This is a genomic window from Hydrogenophaga sp. PBL-H3, assembly GCF_010104355.1.
Classification (GTDB): domain Bacteria; phylum Pseudomonadota; class Gammaproteobacteria; order Burkholderiales; family Burkholderiaceae_C; genus Hydrogenophaga.
This window is the reverse complement of sequence record NZ_CP044972.1, coordinates 564,078-579,021: the sequence shown is the minus strand read 5'-3', so window position 1 is coordinate 579,021 and position 14,944 is coordinate 564,078. Positions and strand designations below refer to the sequence as shown.

Here is a 14,944-nt window from a genome sequence, read left to right as displayed (position 1 = left end):
CGCGCGGCTCAGCCGTGCGGGCGCGGGGGCAGCGCCTTGAGGTGGAGGTAGAGGGCGCGCAGGTCGGTCTCGCTCATCTCGCGCAGCGAACCGAAGGGCATGACCGGGATGGCCGAACCGTCGGGCCGTTTGCCCGAGCGGAACATCGCAATCAGCGCATCGGCGTCGGGGTAACGGCCCATGACGCTGCCTTCGCCCGGCGTGAGGTTCGCCGCAGGCGGCCAGTCGGGTGGACCACCCGGTATCTTGCCGCCGGCCAGGGCTTCGCCGTGGCAGCCCAGGCACATGTTGGCTACGTACTGGCCGTGCGCGGCGGTCGCGCCCTCGGGCACCGGCTGCTGGGGCGGCAAGCTGTGGTCGATGCGCGCGGCCGCGTCCTTGATGAGGCCAAAGCCGTAAAGCACACGCACCGGCAAGGGCAGCTCCACGATCGCGCCCCGCCCCGCTCCGGGGGGCAGCGAACGCACATAGGCCACGAGCGAGGCGAGGTCGTCGTCCGTGAAGCGGTTGTAGTCCTCGCTGGGCATGATCATCAGCGCGCGGCCCTGCGGGTTCACGCCGTGGCGGATACTACGCACCCAGTCCACCGGCTGGTAAGCCGCCACCATGCCGCCGGCGCCGGTGGTGATGTTGGGGCCGGCGATGCGCAGGCCGTTGGCTTCCTCCACGAAGACGCGCCCGGTGCCGGTGCTGCCATGGCACTCCACACAGCCGCGCGACGCAAACAGGTACTTGCCACGCTCGATGGCCGTGGTGTCGCTGCGGTAGGCCACCGGCTGCACGGGAGGCTCCACGCGGCGCTGCATCTTCTGCTGCGCCAGGTACAGGCCCAGGGCTCCCGCCCCGACCGCCAACATCACCAGCGCACCGAGCCCCGCCAGCAGCGCGCGCACCCAGGTCTTGTTCATGCTCACTCCTCGTTGTGTTCCCGAGGAGATTTCATGACCAGGACCGCGCGGCGTCAAGTGCCCGGTTGAACCTTGGCTGGCGGCTGCCAGCGGAAGAACACCGGATGGACCTTCTCCACCACCGGGCCGTTGAAATCCCAGGCCAGGCACTGGCCGAGGTGGGGCGGCGGGCTGCCGTCGGCCGGTGGGGCGAACGAGGCCGAGCGGGTCTGGAACGCGGCGGTGGCCAGGTTGAACAGCAGTTCGCGCAGGTGGGTGCAGCCCTGGATGCCGCCCAGGTGGCGCTGGATGGTGTGGCGCCAGCCCTTGCCCAGCACCTCGCCCACCATGCGCTGCATGGGCACCATGGCCTCGGGGCAAGGGCCGTGCGGGTGCGCGTCCATGACCACCGCGATTTCGCGGATCACCATGGACTCGTCGACCGTGACGCGGATGTGCATGTGGTGCACCGGCTCACCCGCGGCCCAACTGCGCTCGCCCTCGATCTCGAAATCGTGCGGCTTGCTGTCGTGCAGCGTGCCCTCGATGTCCCACAGACCGTCGTCGCGGTGAAAGCCCCGGTATTCGACGCGGCGGGTGTGCATGGCGGTGCGGGGCTGGGGTGGGGGCAGGGGCAAGACGGGTTCTCCAACAGGGGCGAGTCAAACAGGTGATTTTCAGGCATGGGCAGGGGTGGCACACTGAACCCTCCATCGCCCCGGAGACACGCCATGTCACACGATCACGACCATTCCCACGAACACGCACCGGCCTGGAAGCACGACGGCGTGCGCGTGGTGCCCGGCAACCAGCTCGACAGCAACGTGCCCTCGACCCCGGGCATGGACCGCAAGGCCGCGATCAACTTCGCGCGCGTGGGCGCGCAGAAGCTCTGGGCCGGCACGGTCACCATTCACGCCAACGCCAAGACTGGTGCCCACCACCACGGCCCGCTGGAGAGCGTGATCTACGTGGTCAAGGGCCAGGCGCGCATGCGCTGGGGCGAACACCTGGAATTCACCGCCGAGGCCGGCCCGGGCGACTTCATCTATGTGCCGCCGTACGTGCCGCACCAGGAGATCAACGCCAGCGCCACCGAGGTGCTGGAGTGCGTGCTGTGCCGCAGCGACGGGCAGGCAGTGGCGATCAACCTGGACATCGAGCCGGTGGAAAAACCCGAGCAGGTGCTGTGGGTGGACCCCACGCACCCCACCGGCGGCGTTTGAACTCTCGAATCAGCCGCGCACCGAGGCTTCCAGCTGCAGTGCCGCGCTCAGCGCACGGGCATCGCGCCAGCGCGGCCCGATCACCGTCACACCCACCGGCATGCCGTGGCTGCCCACCCCCGTGGGCACGTGCACGCACGGCACCCCCAGCAGGCTCCAGAGCCGGCTGAAGATCGGGTTGCCGGTGGCGTCCAGCCCCAGGGGCGCTTCGCCAGTGGCACTCGGTGCGATCAACACATCGACCTGCTTGAGCAGGTTCTCGATCTCGCCGCGCGCATGAATGGCCAGCGCATGCGCCGCCACAAGGCGCTCACCATCCACCGCCGCACCGCCGGCCAGCACCTCGGCGAAGGCCGGGCTGAACTGGCTGGCGTGGCTGCGGCGTTCCGGCGCGAAGGCGGCCCAGGCCTCAAAACCCATGATGTCCATCTGCGCCTGCGCCAGTCCCACCCAGGCGCCGGGCACCACCGCCTCGACCACACGCGCACCGAGCTTGTCGAAGTGGCGCGCGGCGTCTTGCAGCGCACGGCGCGCCTCCGGCGTGGCCAGCTCCCAGTGCGGCGTGTGACAGATCCCCACGCGCCAGCCCTTGACAGGGCTCAGGGCCAGCTCGATGCGCGAAAGCGTGCTGACAAAAAAGGCCGCATCGTCCACCGAGCGGGCAAACACGCCAGCGGTGTCCAGCGTGGGCGAGAGTGACTTGATGCCCGCCATCGGCAGCAGGCCGAAGGTGGGCTTGTAGCCGACCACGCCGCAGTAGGCCGCGGGGCGGATCACGGAGGCCGCCGTCTGCGTGCCGAAGGCCAGCGGCACCATGCCGGCGGCCACCGCCGCAGCCGAGCCGCTGGACGAACCGCCGGGGGTGCGTGGCGCATCGGCGCTGGCGCGCGGGTTGCGCGTGACACCGGGCTTGAAGGTGGCGAACTCGGTGGTGACGGTCTTGCCCATGACCACGCCGCCGGCTTCACGCACGCTGGCGACCACGGCCGCGTCCACCGCCGGGCGGTGCCCCGCGTAGATCGGCGATCCGTAGGTGGTGGGCATGTCGGCGGTGTCGATCAGGTCTTTCACCGCAATGGGCACGCCGGCCAGCGGCCCCTGGGCACCCGAGCGGTCGAGCGCCTGCGCCTGCGCGATGACTTGCTCGGCGTCAAAGTGCTGCCAGGCCAGGATCGCAGGATCCAGCGCCTGCACACGCTCGACAAACGCCCGCGCCACCGCTTCGGCGCTGACTTCGCGCCGTGCCACACGCGCGGCGATTTCGCGCGCGGACACATCTTCGATCTTCTGCATGCCCATGCCTTCATCACGCGAGCCGAACAGCCGGCCCGTCAGCCCTGCATTTTGCGGGGCAGTTCGGCGGATGCAAGCCCCAGAAGCGACAGCCGTGGCGGGTTTTCCGGCTCCAGCGCCAGCGCTCGCCGGTACGATCTGCGCATGAACTACGAACACATCCTCCTCGAACAGTCGGAAGCCTTTGCCCTGCACCTGGGTCAGCACATCGAGCTCATGACCGACCGCGGCGACAGCCACCGCGAACTGGCCACGGGATTCGCCTGCGAACTCAGCATCGAACACGCCTACGCGCTGCGCATCATGTTTGCCACCGGCGCCCAGAACGCGGCCTGCGCCTTGCTGCAGGTCCAGTACGACGCGCTGGTGCGCGCCGCCTGGTACGCCTATGTGGCCAGCGAGGCGGATTTCATCGCCATGGCCGACCCAGCCAGCGGATTCGCCCTGCCCCACCCCGGACGCATGGTGCACGGCCTCAAAGCGCGACTGGCGGACGAACCGGGCCTGGCTGGCCTGGTGGTGCCCCTGCTGGCCATGAACGACGCCTTCACCTCGGCACTGGGCCATCACGAGTACGGCGGCATCAACCCGATGCTGCGCGATGGCACCGGCTTCCCGGCAGAGCTGTATGACACGGTGGTGCGCAGCTCCAACGGCCTCATGTACCTGGCGTTCCGGCTGCTGGCGCGCCAAGGCCCACCCAGCGATTTCATCCAGAGCGTCGACGCGGCCTTGGCTGGCTTTGAACATGCGCTGCCGATGGCCTGCTTCCAGGACCCCGCGCTAACGGACTGATTCCGCGGATCGGGACTGCCCCCTGACGATCAGCGCGGCGGGCGCTGGATACGGATGGATTGCACGGCACCCGAGCGGATGCGCACCGTGGCCGTCGGGTTGCCGCGGCCGCGGTCGTAGATCCAATCGTCGATCTGCTCGCAGGGCGCGGCGCTGCCGGCCAGCGGGGCGGGCACCAAAGACTTGTTCTGGAACACCGGTGCGCAGAAGCTGTCCTGCAACTGGGGCGGGCCGCACTTCTGCAGCAAAGTGGCGCGCGGGTCGCCCTCTTCCACGGTGCCGCCGCTGCAGCGCAGCGAGTCGGCTTGCGCCGGCCACGACAACAGCAGCAACACCGCTGCGAACAAGCCCACGCGAATCTGCGCACCCATGACAACCTCCGACAAGCAAGGCCGTTCAGTGTGCGCCGGGAGTGTGTCTGCATTGTGTGTGCGAGGCAACGCATTGACACCGGGCGCGCCGGTCTCTGCCCCGGACACCGCTCACCAGAGCGCGGAGTCGCGCATGTCCTCGATCTTGCGGCGGCTGCGGCTGCGCCAGACGCTGAGCCCCACGCCCAGGGCCACCATCAGCAGCAGGCTGGCCGCCACCAGCTCACCCCAGCCCAGGTGACGCCCCCACCAGACCGACATCAGCCACGAGAAGGCGAGCAGGCACACAGCGATGCCGGCGGCGGTGAGCGCAATGTAGGGAAGGGAACGCAGCATGGACAGTGAAACGGGGGGAGTTCCGAAGAATGGGCAACGGCTCGGAACAGGCGCATTGCCGACCCCCTCCGCTGGATTTTGCATTCTCGCATCAAGGTGACGCATTGCGTCACTACACTCGGCGCTCCCTGTGTGACCGGTTGGCCACACCTGACCAACCTCAACCATGCCCAACCCAGGGCGGCAACAAGGCGATGGACTTGCGATGGATGCGCTGATTCTGGTGATGCTGGCGGCCTCGGGCCTGTGGTTCTTGCGCTCGAACGAGCAAAGGCGCCGCATTGCCCTGCTGGGCAGTTTTCTGGGCAAATACCAGATCGAGGTGCTGATGGAAAATCTCACCCAGGGCTATCTGCGTGCGCTGGGCGAAGACGACCCCGCCAGGCGCGAGCAGATCCTCAACATGCTCAATGCGGCCGAGCAATCGGTGGCGCAGCAGTTCGGCAGTTTCGCGGCCGAATTTTCAAGGCTCGACGAGGCGCAGACCCGGGTGAGCACGCTGCGCGTGGCGCTGCCCTTTGCCGACCGCCTGTTTCCCAAGGCCACGTTCGACGTGCGCGAGGCCTTCCGCGTTCATGCCCGAGGTCTGGCGGACGCAGCCCGCAACGACCTCAACCGCTCACCACGGGACAAGGCCTACACGATGTCGGCCGAGCTGCTGCTGATGCAACACACCTGCCACTGGTTTTGCCGCTCGCTGACCACCGCTTCGGCGCGCACGCTCGTGCGCCACCAGACGCCTTACGCGCAGCTGGTGGCCTCGGTGGGCCCAGCCACCCGCCGGGACTACGAGGCCCTGGTGCGCGGCTGATCGACCGCAGCAGACCGGCTCAGGCCCGACCGATACCGCTGAGCTGACCCGATTCCAGCTGCGCCAGCATGTCGCGCAGAACACGCGCATTGCCGGGATCCTGGGCGCTGTCGAGCGCATCGACCAGCACATCGCGGATGGCATCGGCATCGACCCGCTCCATGTCCCAGTCGGGGAACAGCCGCTCGCGCACTTCTTCCCCCGAGGCCAGCAGCACCACCGTGTGGTGCCGCGCATCGGTCTTGAGCAGGGCCATGAGCGCCTGCACGTTGTCGCGCGGGCCTTCGAGCCACTGAAAAAAGATGCCGCTGCCGAACACCAGCAGGCCGGTGATGCCGGCCTGGGGATTGCGGCGGCGCGACGACTCGATGATCCGCTGCACCGTGGCGTCGTCCACCTCGGCCACCGCGCGGCTGCAATACACGAGGTTGTAGAGCAGCGGCAGCGCGTGCCCGGGCTTCGGTTCGTCGCCCTGGGGGGTTTGGCTGGCGCTCATGGCTCAGCCCCCCAGACCGGCGAACACGTTCTGCACGTCTTCGTTGGCGTCCAGCGCCGCCAGAAACGCCTCCACCTCTTCCAGGTGTTCGGCGCTCAGGCTGCTTGGGTCGATCGGGTTCTTGGGCTTGTAGCCGAGCTTGGCCGAGAGCACGGTGAAGCCGTGCGCCGGCAGCGCGCGGCTGACCAGGTCGAGATCGGTGGGGTCGGTGAGGAACACCACCACGCCGTCTTCGTCGGCCGGATGGAAGTCTTGCGCACCGGCCTCGATGGCGGCGAGTTCGGGGTCGGCGCCTTTTGTGCTGGCTTCTGCCTCGATGATGCCGAGGTGGTCGAAGTCCCACGACACCGAGCCCGAGGTGCCCAGCTGACCCTTGCGAAACAGCACTCGCATGTCGGACGCCGCGCGGTTCACGTTGTCGGTCAGGCACTCGACCATGACCGGCACGCGGTGCGGCGCAAAGCCTTCGTAGATCACGTGCTCGAAGTGAACGGTTTCACCGGTGAGCCCGGCACCCTTCTTGATGGCGCGGTCCAGCGTTTCCTTGGGCATGGAGACCTTGCGCGCCTGCTCCACCACCAGCCGCAGCCGCGAGTTCGCAGCCGGGTCGGCGCCGTGGCGCGCGGCGATCATGATGTCCTTGGCCAGCTTGCCGAACAGCCTGCCCTTGGCGTTGGCCGCCAGATCCTTGTGTTTTGCTTTCCACTGCGCGCCCATGGCCATGTTCCTTTGAGTTGACGCGCGAGTTTACGCGTCAGGCGGCCTCGGGAGCCAGCTGTTGAATGGCCTGGAAGTGCGTCAGGAACACCTGGCCGCCGAGGTTGCGCAGCAGGTGCGTGCGCCGCAGCCGGTCCATCACCGGGCCTTTCACTTCGCTCAGGTGCAATTGAAGGCCCGCGTCGCGCAAGCGGTGGTTGATGGCCTCCAGACTCTCCAGCGCGCTGGCGTCGATGTCGTTGATGGCCGAGCATTGAAGCACCACGTGTTTGAGCTCAGGGTGCGAGGCCACGGCGTCGTTGACGCGGTCCTCCAGGGCGCGCGAGTTGGCGAAATAAAGGCTTTCGTCCACCCGCAGGCTGAGCACCCGCGGGCTCACCAGCACGGCGTGGCGCAGCACGTTGCGAAAATGCTCGGTACCCGGCACCCGGCCCACCTCGGCGATGTGCGGGCGGCTGGTGCGGTAAAGGTGAAGCGCCAGCGACACCCCCACGCCCACCACCAGCCCAAGCTCGACGCCTTGCAGCAGCGTCACCAGCAAGGTGGCAAGCACGGCCATGAAGTCGGGTTTGGAATACGCCCAGGTCGTCCTGAAGATGCTGAAGTCCACCAGTGACAGCACGGCCACCACGATGGTGGCGGCCAGCGTGGCCTGCGGCAGGTGGTACAGCGCGGGGGTGAGGAAGAGCGAAGCGAGCAAGATGCCGATGGCGGTGAACACGCCAGCGGCGGGCGTCTGCGCGCCGGCGTCGAAGTTCACCACCGAACGGGCGAAGCCGCCGGTGACTGGAAAGCCGCCGGTGAAGGCTGCACCCAGGTTGCTCGCTCCCAGCGCCACCAGTTCCTGGTCGGGTTCGATGCGCTGACGCCGCTTGGCCGCCAGCGTCTGCCCGACCGACACCGATTCCACGAACCCCACCACGCTGATGAGCAAGGCGGGCACCAGCAGCGATTGCCACAGGGCCAGGTCGAACAGCGGCAGGGTCAAGGGCGGCAGGCCTTGCGGCACGGTGCCCACGATCTTCACGCCCTGCGCCTGCCACTGCAGCGCCCACGTCAGCACGGCGGTGACGGCGATCGCCGCCACCGGGCCCGTCTTGGCGATCACGTCGGCCGCGCGGGCTGGCAGGCCAAGGCGCACGAGCAGGGGTTTGAGGCCGCTGCGCACCCAGAACAGGAAGGCCACGGTGAGCCCGCCAATGGCCAGTGTGAGGACGTGTGTCTGGCCGGCCTGCGACCACAGCGACAGGCCCAGATCAACGAAGTTGTGGCCCTCGGCCTTCACGCCCATCAATGTCTTGAGCTGGCTGGCCGCAATCAGCAGGCCCGAGGCCGAAATGAAGCCCGAGATCACAGGATGGCTCAGGAAATTGGCCAGAAAGCCCAGGCGCAGCAGGCCCATGAGCAGCAGCAATGCGCCCGAGAGGAACGCCAGCGTGATGGCCACCGCCCAGTACTCGGGTGTGCCAGCTGCGGCGTGCTGACCAATGGCCGCGGCCGTCATGAGCGAGACCACCGCCACCGGCCCCACGGCCAGCACGCGGCTGGTGCCGAACACGGCATAGAGCAGCAGCGGCGCCACGCTGGCATAGAGGCCCACTTCGGGCGGCAAGCCCGCGAGCATGGCGTAAGCCAGGCTCTGGGGAATCAGCATGACGGTGACGATGAGCGCCGCCACACCGTCGCCAAGCAGCGTGTCGCGGGAGTACTGGCGGCCCCACTGCAGCACGGGCAGCGAGGGCAACCACTGGCGCCAGTTTGTCGTCATGTTTATCGCGTCAGTGGGCCGCTTGCGGGCGGTGCAGCGTGCGGTCGGCGACCTCGTACAGCGCCATGCCGGCCACCATGGCCGCCACGAATACCGCCGCCTTCACCTCGCCCGAGGCCATGGACACGATGCCCGGGCCTGGGCAGAAACCCGCCAGCCCCCAGCCCGCGCCGAAGGTGAGGCCGCCGAGCACCAGGCGCTTGTCGATCTGGGTCGACTTGGGCAGATGCAAGGCGCCGCCGAGGAAGCTGGTGGTGCGCTTTCTGGCCAGCGCGAAGGCAAAGAAGCCCACCGCGATGGCGCCACCCATGACGAATGCCAGCGACGGGTCCCAGGTACCGAAGAGGTCCAGGAAACCCAGCACCTTGGCCGGGTCGGTCATGCCGGAGAGCAACAGGCCCAGGCCAAACAGGAGGCCGACGAAAAATTCGGTGATGCGGTGCATGTGTGTGCTCCTTACAGAACGTGGCGAACCACGAAGACCATGGCGAAACCCGCGCCCATGAAAGCGAGCGTGGCGACCAACGAACGCGGCGACAGGCGCGAGAGTCCACACACGCCGTGCCCGCTGGTGCAGCCCGAGCCATAGCGTGTGCCCAGCCCGACCAGCAAGCCAGCCGCGACGATGGCGGCGAATCCCGCGTCGATGGTCGGCACGCGTGCGAAGCCCTGGGGAGCCAGCAGCCCGTAAACCAGCGGAGCGCTCAACATGCCCAGCAGGAAGGCAATGCGCCACCCCACGTCGCTTCGCTTGGGCGGCAGCAGGCCCCCCAGGATGCCGCTGATGCCCAGCACCCGGCCATTGACGAGGATGAAGAGTGCCGAGGCCACGCCCAGCAGAATGCCGCCGGACAACGAGGCCCAGGGGGTGAAATTTGCCCAATCGATGCTCATGAGTGTCTCCTTGGAGTTCCGCAAAACTGTGCGTACAGCACCTGCATCACCGCCAGCGCCTGTGGGCTGTCGAGCAGGTAATAGATGCTTTTGCCCTCGCGGCGCGTGCTCACCAACGCCTCATCGCGCAACACGGTGAGCTGCTGCGACAGGGTGGGCTGCACGATGCCCAGCCGCTCTTCGAGCTCGCCCACGCGGTGCTCGCCTTGCGAAAGCTGGCAGAGGATGAGCAGGCGGTCCGGGTTGGACAGCACCTTCATCAAGCGACAGGCGTCGGCAGCGGCGGCTTGCATGTCTTCCAGCTCCAGGGTGGCGTGTTTCATCGTGTGGGCTCTCTGGTTGAACGATGGCCACAGTTTATTGACAAACAATCTATCCGTCAATAAACTATTGGAAACTTATTTGAAGGAGCCCTTCATGACCGCAACCTCCCTCCAGCCCCAGGTCCATGGCATGTTCGACCCCGCCACCTGGACCGTGACCTACGTGGTCCACAACGGACCTGGCAGCGAATGCGCCATCATCGATTCGGTACTCGACTACGACCCGAAGTCGGGCCGCACGCGCCACACCTCGGCCGACCGGGTGATCGCCTACGTGCACGCCAACGACCTGCAGGTGAAGTGGATCCTGGAGACCCACGCGCACGCCGATCACCTCTCGGCAGCGCCCTACTTGCGCACGCAGCTCGGCGGGCAGATCGCCATCGGCGGTCGCATCACAGACGTGCAGAAGGTGTTCAAGGGCATCTTCAACCTGGAGCCCGGCTTCAAGCTCGACGGCTCGCAGTTCGATCACCTGTTTCACGATGGGGACACCATCGAACTGGGTGAGCTGCGCGGCAGCGTGATGGAGGTGCCCGGCCACACCCCGGCCTGTGTGGCCTACCGGTTTGGCGATGCGGTGTTCGTGGGCGACACACTCTTCATGCCCGACGTGGGCACGGCGCGCTGCGACTTTCCCGGCGGTGACGCCAAGGCGCTCTACGCGTCCACCCGCAAGCTGCTGAGCCTGCCGCCGCAGACCCGCCTCTTCATGTGCCATGACTACCCTCCCACCGACCGGCCTGTGGCCTTCGAGACCACGGTAGCCGCGCAGCGCGCGAACAACATCCATGTGCACGACGGCGTGAGCGAGGCGGCGTTCGTGGCCCTGCGCACGCAGCGCGACGCCACGCTGGAGATGCCCACCTTGATCCTGCCCTCGGTGCAGATCAACATCCGCGCGGGCGAGTTGCCGCCGAAGGAAGCCAACGGCGTGGCCTACGCCAAAATCCCGCTCAATGTGTTGTGAGGCACACGGAACTCGACATGGGCCAAGAATGGGCTACAGAACCCGGAAAACAAAAAAGCCCTCGTTTCCGAGGGCTTCAGTGACAAGCAAGTGCTTGATTTGGTTGGTTGCGCGGGCAAGATTTGAACTTGCGACCTGGGTTATGAGACGGGACTTTCTACTGTGTAGACGCATTGGCTTTCAACGAATTCGGTAGGCCTCAATCGTTGATGAAAACACTGACAAAGAAAAACCTGAGCCAAAACAACCACTTACACCGGCACCTAAGAATCAACACCTGACAACGGTTGAGCACCCGAAACGTCGACTCGCCTCTTCTGTCATCTTGGTGCGCCAAACTATGGCCTTCGAGACCTTCTTCGAGCATTGTAACTTGTGACTTTTGGGTAGCAAGTGGAGACGTCTCAACCACATGCGGCGAGGTCCTTCTGGATTGCCCCTCGTTCGCCATCCCCCTCTTCAAGATGCAATCAGCGAAAAGGCTGTCCATTCGTCATGGATTAAGGAAACTTGGGTGGTGCATCCCTTTGCACGGTGTGTCCTCGCTCATGCACTCCATACCGCGATCAGACGCCCCCAACGCGCCTGTGGAGAACGTGCGCATCTGACACACGCATTAGTAGATGCCCCGCAAGTCCCCACAGCTTTCCAAGCAAGACGACAGTTGACCAAATAGTGCACCGAGCTGAGCACCTTCGCTTCGCTCTTCTTCCCACCGTGGCGGTTCTCCTTCGATGGTCTCAATGAGGATGACGCGTCGATCAAGTCATGCAGAGGTGACCTGACTTCACAAAGGTGACGACCAGAGTCAGCTGCTCCTGATTCCTAAGTTTGGGTGTAAGTGATATCACTCTTTGGGTGTAAGTGATATCACTCTTTATTACCCGAATTCGACTTGGCTCCCAAGGCCTTACTCCCCTAAAGTTTACAAAGCACTGGTCGATCTTTTTGGGGAGGCACTTCCGCCCGAGGCATCACCCAATGACCACATCTCATCGCTTCTCAAGATCACACAACGAGACAACTGCTGAGCACAACCGAGCGCATTCGTGGACACGCGTCTGGCCTTCATGCTGGCTCAAGGCCCAAGCGGGCGCGTCACAAGGGATAGCGACATACGACAGCTGTACGCCGGCCGCACCCACATTCAGGTGGCTCTCTTTGGAGGAGGGAAGCCAATGAACACCAAGCTTCACTCAAGGGCCTCAACCCTGCAGGACATCACCAGCAGCTCGACTGCAGGGTTGATCACAACCGAAAGCGCCAACACCAACAATCTTCACGAAAGACTGGTCCAGTACCTGAAGGCGGTCGACAAGGCCCCTTGCTCTCTGGCTAATGCGAGTCACCCGGCAGGGCTGGAAACAGCTGCTCTGCGCCTTCACGCTGTGCTGGGCAGGCGCGGCGTCTGCCGCAGACCCCTCCTGGTTCGACGGCGACCGTCTGGGACTGCCTGCGATGCAGGCGCTGGCGCTATTGCGCGATGCGCCCAGCCACGGGCTGGATCCGCAGGACTATGGGGTCGATGCACTCGCATCGGCCATTGATGCTGCGATGCGCCGGCCCGGTGCCGTCCCGGGGCGGGAACTGCTGGCGCAGGCGATCACCAACGCCATGGAGAGCTACCTGAACGACCTGCACATGGGTCGGATCGACCCACGCCAGATCTACCAGAAATACCGCATGCCGCAGCGCAACGGGTTCGATGTCGGCGCCGAACTGCAGCGCGCGCTGGTGGCCGGACGCCTGGAAGATGCCGTGCGCCATGCGGCGCCCCAGGTGTCGCAGCACGAGCGCCTGCGCGAGGCCCTGGCGCAGTACCGCGCTTGGACGGGCCACCCGGCCTGGCAGCAGCCGCTGCCGGCGCTGCCGCTGGCGCGTCAGGGTCTCACGCGCAAGCTTGAACCCGGGCAGCCCTGGACGGGGCTTGTGCCGCTGTCGCAGCGCCTGCCGCTGTCGCAGCGCCTGGCGCTGCTCGGCGACCTGCCTCCCGCGGTGCCGATACCCGCGCTTTACGAAGGCGTGCTCATGGAGGCTGTGCAGGCGTTCCAGCGGCGGCACGGCTTGACAGTCGACGGGGTGATCGGCAGGGCCACACTGGCCCAGCTGGAGGTCACGCCGGAGGCGCGGGCGCGCCAGATCCGACTGAACCTCGAGCGCCTGCGCTGGACGCCGGTGCTGCAGGCGCGGCGCATGGTGGTCATCAACGTGCCCGAATTCGTCCTGCGTGCCTACGAAGTGCAAGACGGCCGCATCCGCGTGCGCCGGAGCATGAAGGTCATAGTCGGCAAGGCGCTGGATACCCGCACCCCGCTCATCGATGTCGACATGCGCTACATTGAGTTCAGTCCCTACTGGAACGTGCCATCGTCGATCGCACGCGAGGAGACGGTGCCCCGCCTGCGGCGCGACCCGGGCTACTTCGACCGTGAGGGCTTCGAGTTCGTCACACCCGCCGGTCAGGTCGAGACCAGCCTGAGCGCTGCCAGTCTCGATGCCGTGATGGCGGGCGCCCTGCGCATCCGCCAGCGACCCGGCCCGCGCAACGCGCTGGGTGACATCAAGTTCGTGTTTCCCAACAGCGAGGGCATCTTCCTGCACCACACCCCTTCTGTCAGCCTCTTCGAACGCGAGCGGCGCGATTTCAGCCACGGGTGCATCCGGGTGGAACGGCCGGTGGACCTCGCCTCGTTCGTGATGGAAGGCATGCCCGGGTGGAGCGAACCCGCCATCGTCGAAGCCATGGCCCTGGGCACGTCATCGACCGTGCGCCTGGCCGAACCAGTGCCGGTGCTCATCGCCTACGGCACGGCACTCTTCAAGGAAGGGCGCATGCATTTTTTCGAGGACATCTATGGCCACGACCGCCTGCTCGAAGCCGCCCTGTTGATGCGTCCCGCAGCACCATCACGACCAGACCGTAACTGATGCCCCATGATCCACAGGCCTACTTCCCGCCGTCCAGCACCTCCATCAACAGACCACCAGATCCGTGTGCCCGAATCCCTTCTTGTAGTCCAGCACGGAAATGAGGAGCGGCGTCACTCGGAAGATGCGGACCTCGTCCGGCGTCGGCATCTTGAAGGGCAGCGGTTGCCTCTGCGATTGCGGGTACCTCAGCGGCATCAGGCGCAAGGCCTCCTCTGCCTCTGCGCGGTCGTGCACCACCCGGGCGCGTGCGGCCATGGACAGGCCAGTGATCACCATCAGTTCCGGTGTGTCGTGGTCGATCGTCAGCGAGATCCGATCGTCCCGCATCAGGTTGTTCGCTTTCTGGCTTTCCAGGCCGCACAGGAAGTAAAGCGTTAGGTCCTTGTTCACGTAGCCCACGGTGGTGGCCTGGGGCCAACCGTCGGGGCGCAGTGTCGCCACCGTCATGATCCGGTGCTGCTCCAGAAGCTCCAAGATTTTGTTTCGAATCGCGGTATCCATGGCTGCACTGCTCCCAGTGAGTTCAGACGGCGGCCCAACCCACCGTCTGGGCCAGCACGATGCGCTGGGTGGGCCGCAGACCCAGATCGCCAGCGAGTTGCCGACGGTCCATCAGGCCCCGCACCACGGTGGCCATGCCCGTGCCGGCGCAGTACAAGTAAACGTTCTGGGCGATGCAGCCGGCGTCGGCCCCCGCGAGGAAATGCCGCTCTTCGTCCGTAGCACCGGTCATGCGGTCGAAGTTCGCCACGTACACCAGGTTCACCGGGGCCTCGCCCACAAAGTCCTGCGTGCCGGTGGCACCGCGCAGGTCCTCGGCCTTCACCAGGTCGAGCCGATGGTTGTGCGCGTCGAAGCGGTAGCTGCCCTGGGCCAGCACCACGAAAATGTCGATTTCCTGCCAGTTGCGTGCCGACGGCGCCGTGCGGTGGTGGGTGGACGGCCGGTTGATGCCGAAGGCGGCCCAGAGAAGGGCCGAGAGCATCTCCGCCGACACGGCTTCGGTGGAATACGCGCGGACCGAACGCCGCTGACGCAGCGCCTCGGCCAGCGCGATCTGTGGTGCCACCACGGGCGCGGGCAGCACGAACAGGTCGGACTGCAGGTCGAGTGCGATCTGTCCCAT

Annotated in this window: 18 protein-coding genes; 5 read left to right on the top strand and 13 right to left on the bottom strand. The window is 66.2% G+C overall.

What is annotated here, in order from left to right:
• Positions 1-8 precede the first annotated feature (8 nt).
• Positions 9-908, bottom strand: a complete 900-nt coding sequence (locus F9Z44_RS02840; RefSeq protein WP_159603397.1) for a c-type cytochrome — start codon at positions 906-908, stop codon at positions 9-11.
• Positions 909-961: 53 nt separating this feature from the next.
• Entirely contained in the window at positions 962-1,492 is a 531-nt protein-coding gene (locus tag F9Z44_RS02835) for a DUF2889 domain-containing protein (protein ID WP_236574235.1), read from the bottom strand.
• Between the two features lie 126 nt (positions 1,493-1,618).
• On the opposite strand from F9Z44_RS02835, the gene F9Z44_RS02830 reads away from it, so the two are divergent.
• The gene (locus F9Z44_RS02830; RefSeq protein ID WP_159603393.1) at positions 1,619-2,113 is read left to right on the top strand and encodes a cupin domain-containing protein; all 495 of its coding nucleotides are present in this window, start codon (positions 1,619-1,621) and stop codon (positions 2,111-2,113) included.
• 9 nt (positions 2,114-2,122) lie between these two features.
• Here F9Z44_RS02830 and F9Z44_RS02825 read toward each other — a convergent pair whose 3' ends face one another.
• A complete protein-coding gene (locus F9Z44_RS02825) occupies positions 2,123-3,406 on the bottom strand; it encodes an amidase (RefSeq protein ID WP_159603391.1) in 1,284 nt (427 codons plus the stop codon).
• Between the two features lie 144 nt (positions 3,407-3,550).
• Between F9Z44_RS02825 and F9Z44_RS02820 the strand changes: the two genes are divergently transcribed.
• Entirely contained in the window at positions 3,551-4,201 is a 651-nt protein-coding gene (locus F9Z44_RS02820; RefSeq protein WP_159603389.1) for a DUF6988 family protein, read from the top strand.
• Positions 4,202-4,230: 29 nt separating this feature from the next.
• Here the strand turns inward: F9Z44_RS02820 and F9Z44_RS02815 are convergent, their stop codons facing one another.
• Both F9Z44_RS02815 and F9Z44_RS02810 read right to left on the bottom strand, forming a co-directional pair.
• The gene (locus F9Z44_RS02815; protein ID WP_159603387.1) at positions 4,231-4,572 is read right to left on the bottom strand and encodes a DUF2845 domain-containing protein; all 342 of its coding nucleotides are present in this window, start codon (positions 4,570-4,572) and stop codon (positions 4,231-4,233) included.
• Between the two features lie 111 nt (positions 4,573-4,683).
• Positions 4,684-4,908, bottom strand: a complete 225-nt coding sequence (locus F9Z44_RS02810; protein ID WP_159603385.1) for a hypothetical protein — start codon at positions 4,906-4,908, stop codon at positions 4,684-4,686.
• Positions 4,909-5,113: 205 nt separating this feature from the next.
• Here F9Z44_RS02810 and F9Z44_RS02805 point away from each other — a divergent pair, with 205 nt between their 5' ends.
• A complete protein-coding gene (locus tag F9Z44_RS02805) occupies positions 5,114-5,719 on the top strand; it encodes a hypothetical protein (protein WP_159603383.1) in 606 nt (201 codons plus the stop codon).
• 19 nt (positions 5,720-5,738) lie between these two features.
• On the opposite strand, the gene F9Z44_RS02800 is transcribed toward F9Z44_RS02805, so the two are convergent.
• Genes F9Z44_RS02800 through F9Z44_RS02775 form a run of 6 tightly spaced genes read right to left on the bottom strand, consistent with a single transcriptional unit; the run spans position 5,739 to position 9,917 of the window.
• Positions 5,739-6,215, bottom strand: a complete 477-nt coding sequence (locus F9Z44_RS02800) for a BLUF domain-containing protein (RefSeq protein WP_159603381.1) — start codon at positions 6,213-6,215, stop codon at positions 5,739-5,741.
• Positions 6,216-6,218: 3 nt separating this feature from the next.
• The gene (locus tag F9Z44_RS02795) at positions 6,219-6,932 is read right to left on the bottom strand and encodes a YebC/PmpR family DNA-binding transcriptional regulator (RefSeq protein WP_159603379.1); all 714 of its coding nucleotides are present in this window, start codon (positions 6,930-6,932) and stop codon (positions 6,219-6,221) included.
• A gap of 37 nt (positions 6,933-6,969) precedes the next feature.
• On the bottom strand, positions 6,970-8,700 hold the full coding sequence (locus tag F9Z44_RS02790; protein ID WP_159603377.1) for a SulP family inorganic anion transporter: 1,731 nt from the start codon (positions 8,698-8,700) through the stop codon (positions 6,970-6,972).
• Between the two features lie 10 nt (positions 8,701-8,710).
• Positions 8,711-9,145: a YeeE/YedE family protein gene (locus tag F9Z44_RS02785; protein WP_159603375.1), complete on the bottom strand. Its 435-nt coding sequence runs from the start codon at positions 9,143-9,145 to the stop codon at positions 8,711-8,713.
• An 11-nt stretch (positions 9,146-9,156) separates the two neighbouring features.
• Entirely contained in the window at positions 9,157-9,594 is a 438-nt protein-coding gene (locus F9Z44_RS02780) for a YeeE/YedE family protein (protein ID WP_159603373.1), read from the bottom strand.
• Positions 9,591-9,917: an ArsR/SmtB family transcription factor gene (locus tag F9Z44_RS02775; protein ID WP_159603371.1), complete on the bottom strand. Its 327-nt coding sequence runs from the start codon at positions 9,915-9,917 to the stop codon at positions 9,591-9,593. Before F9Z44_RS02775 ends, F9Z44_RS02780 begins: the two co-directional genes overlap by 4 nt.
• 94 nt (positions 9,918-10,011) lie before the next feature.
• Here F9Z44_RS02775 and F9Z44_RS02770 point away from each other — a divergent pair, with 94 nt between their 5' ends.
• Together F9Z44_RS02770 and F9Z44_RS02765 are read left to right on the top strand one after the other, a co-directional pair.
• Positions 10,012-10,887 carry an MBL fold metallo-hydrolase gene (locus F9Z44_RS02770; protein WP_159603369.1) on the top strand — a complete coding sequence of 292 codons (876 nt, stop codon included), beginning with the start codon at positions 10,012-10,014 and terminating at the stop codon, positions 10,885-10,887.
• Between the two features lie 1,338 nt (positions 10,888-12,225).
• A complete protein-coding gene (locus F9Z44_RS02765) occupies positions 12,226-13,815 on the top strand; it encodes a L,D-transpeptidase family protein (RefSeq protein WP_159603367.1) in 1,590 nt (529 codons plus the stop codon).
• A 45-nt stretch (positions 13,816-13,860) separates the two neighbouring features.
• Here the strand turns inward: F9Z44_RS02765 and F9Z44_RS02760 are convergent, their stop codons facing one another.
• Positions 13,861-14,319 (bottom strand): pyridoxamine 5'-phosphate oxidase family protein, encoded by a 459-nt coding sequence (locus tag F9Z44_RS02760; protein WP_159603365.1) that lies wholly within the window; start codon positions 14,317-14,319, stop codon positions 13,861-13,863.
• 22 nt (positions 14,320-14,341) lie between these two features.
• On the bottom strand, positions 14,342-14,944 hold the full coding sequence (locus tag F9Z44_RS02755; protein ID WP_159603363.1) for a SagB/ThcOx family dehydrogenase: 603 nt from the start codon (positions 14,942-14,944) through the stop codon (positions 14,342-14,344).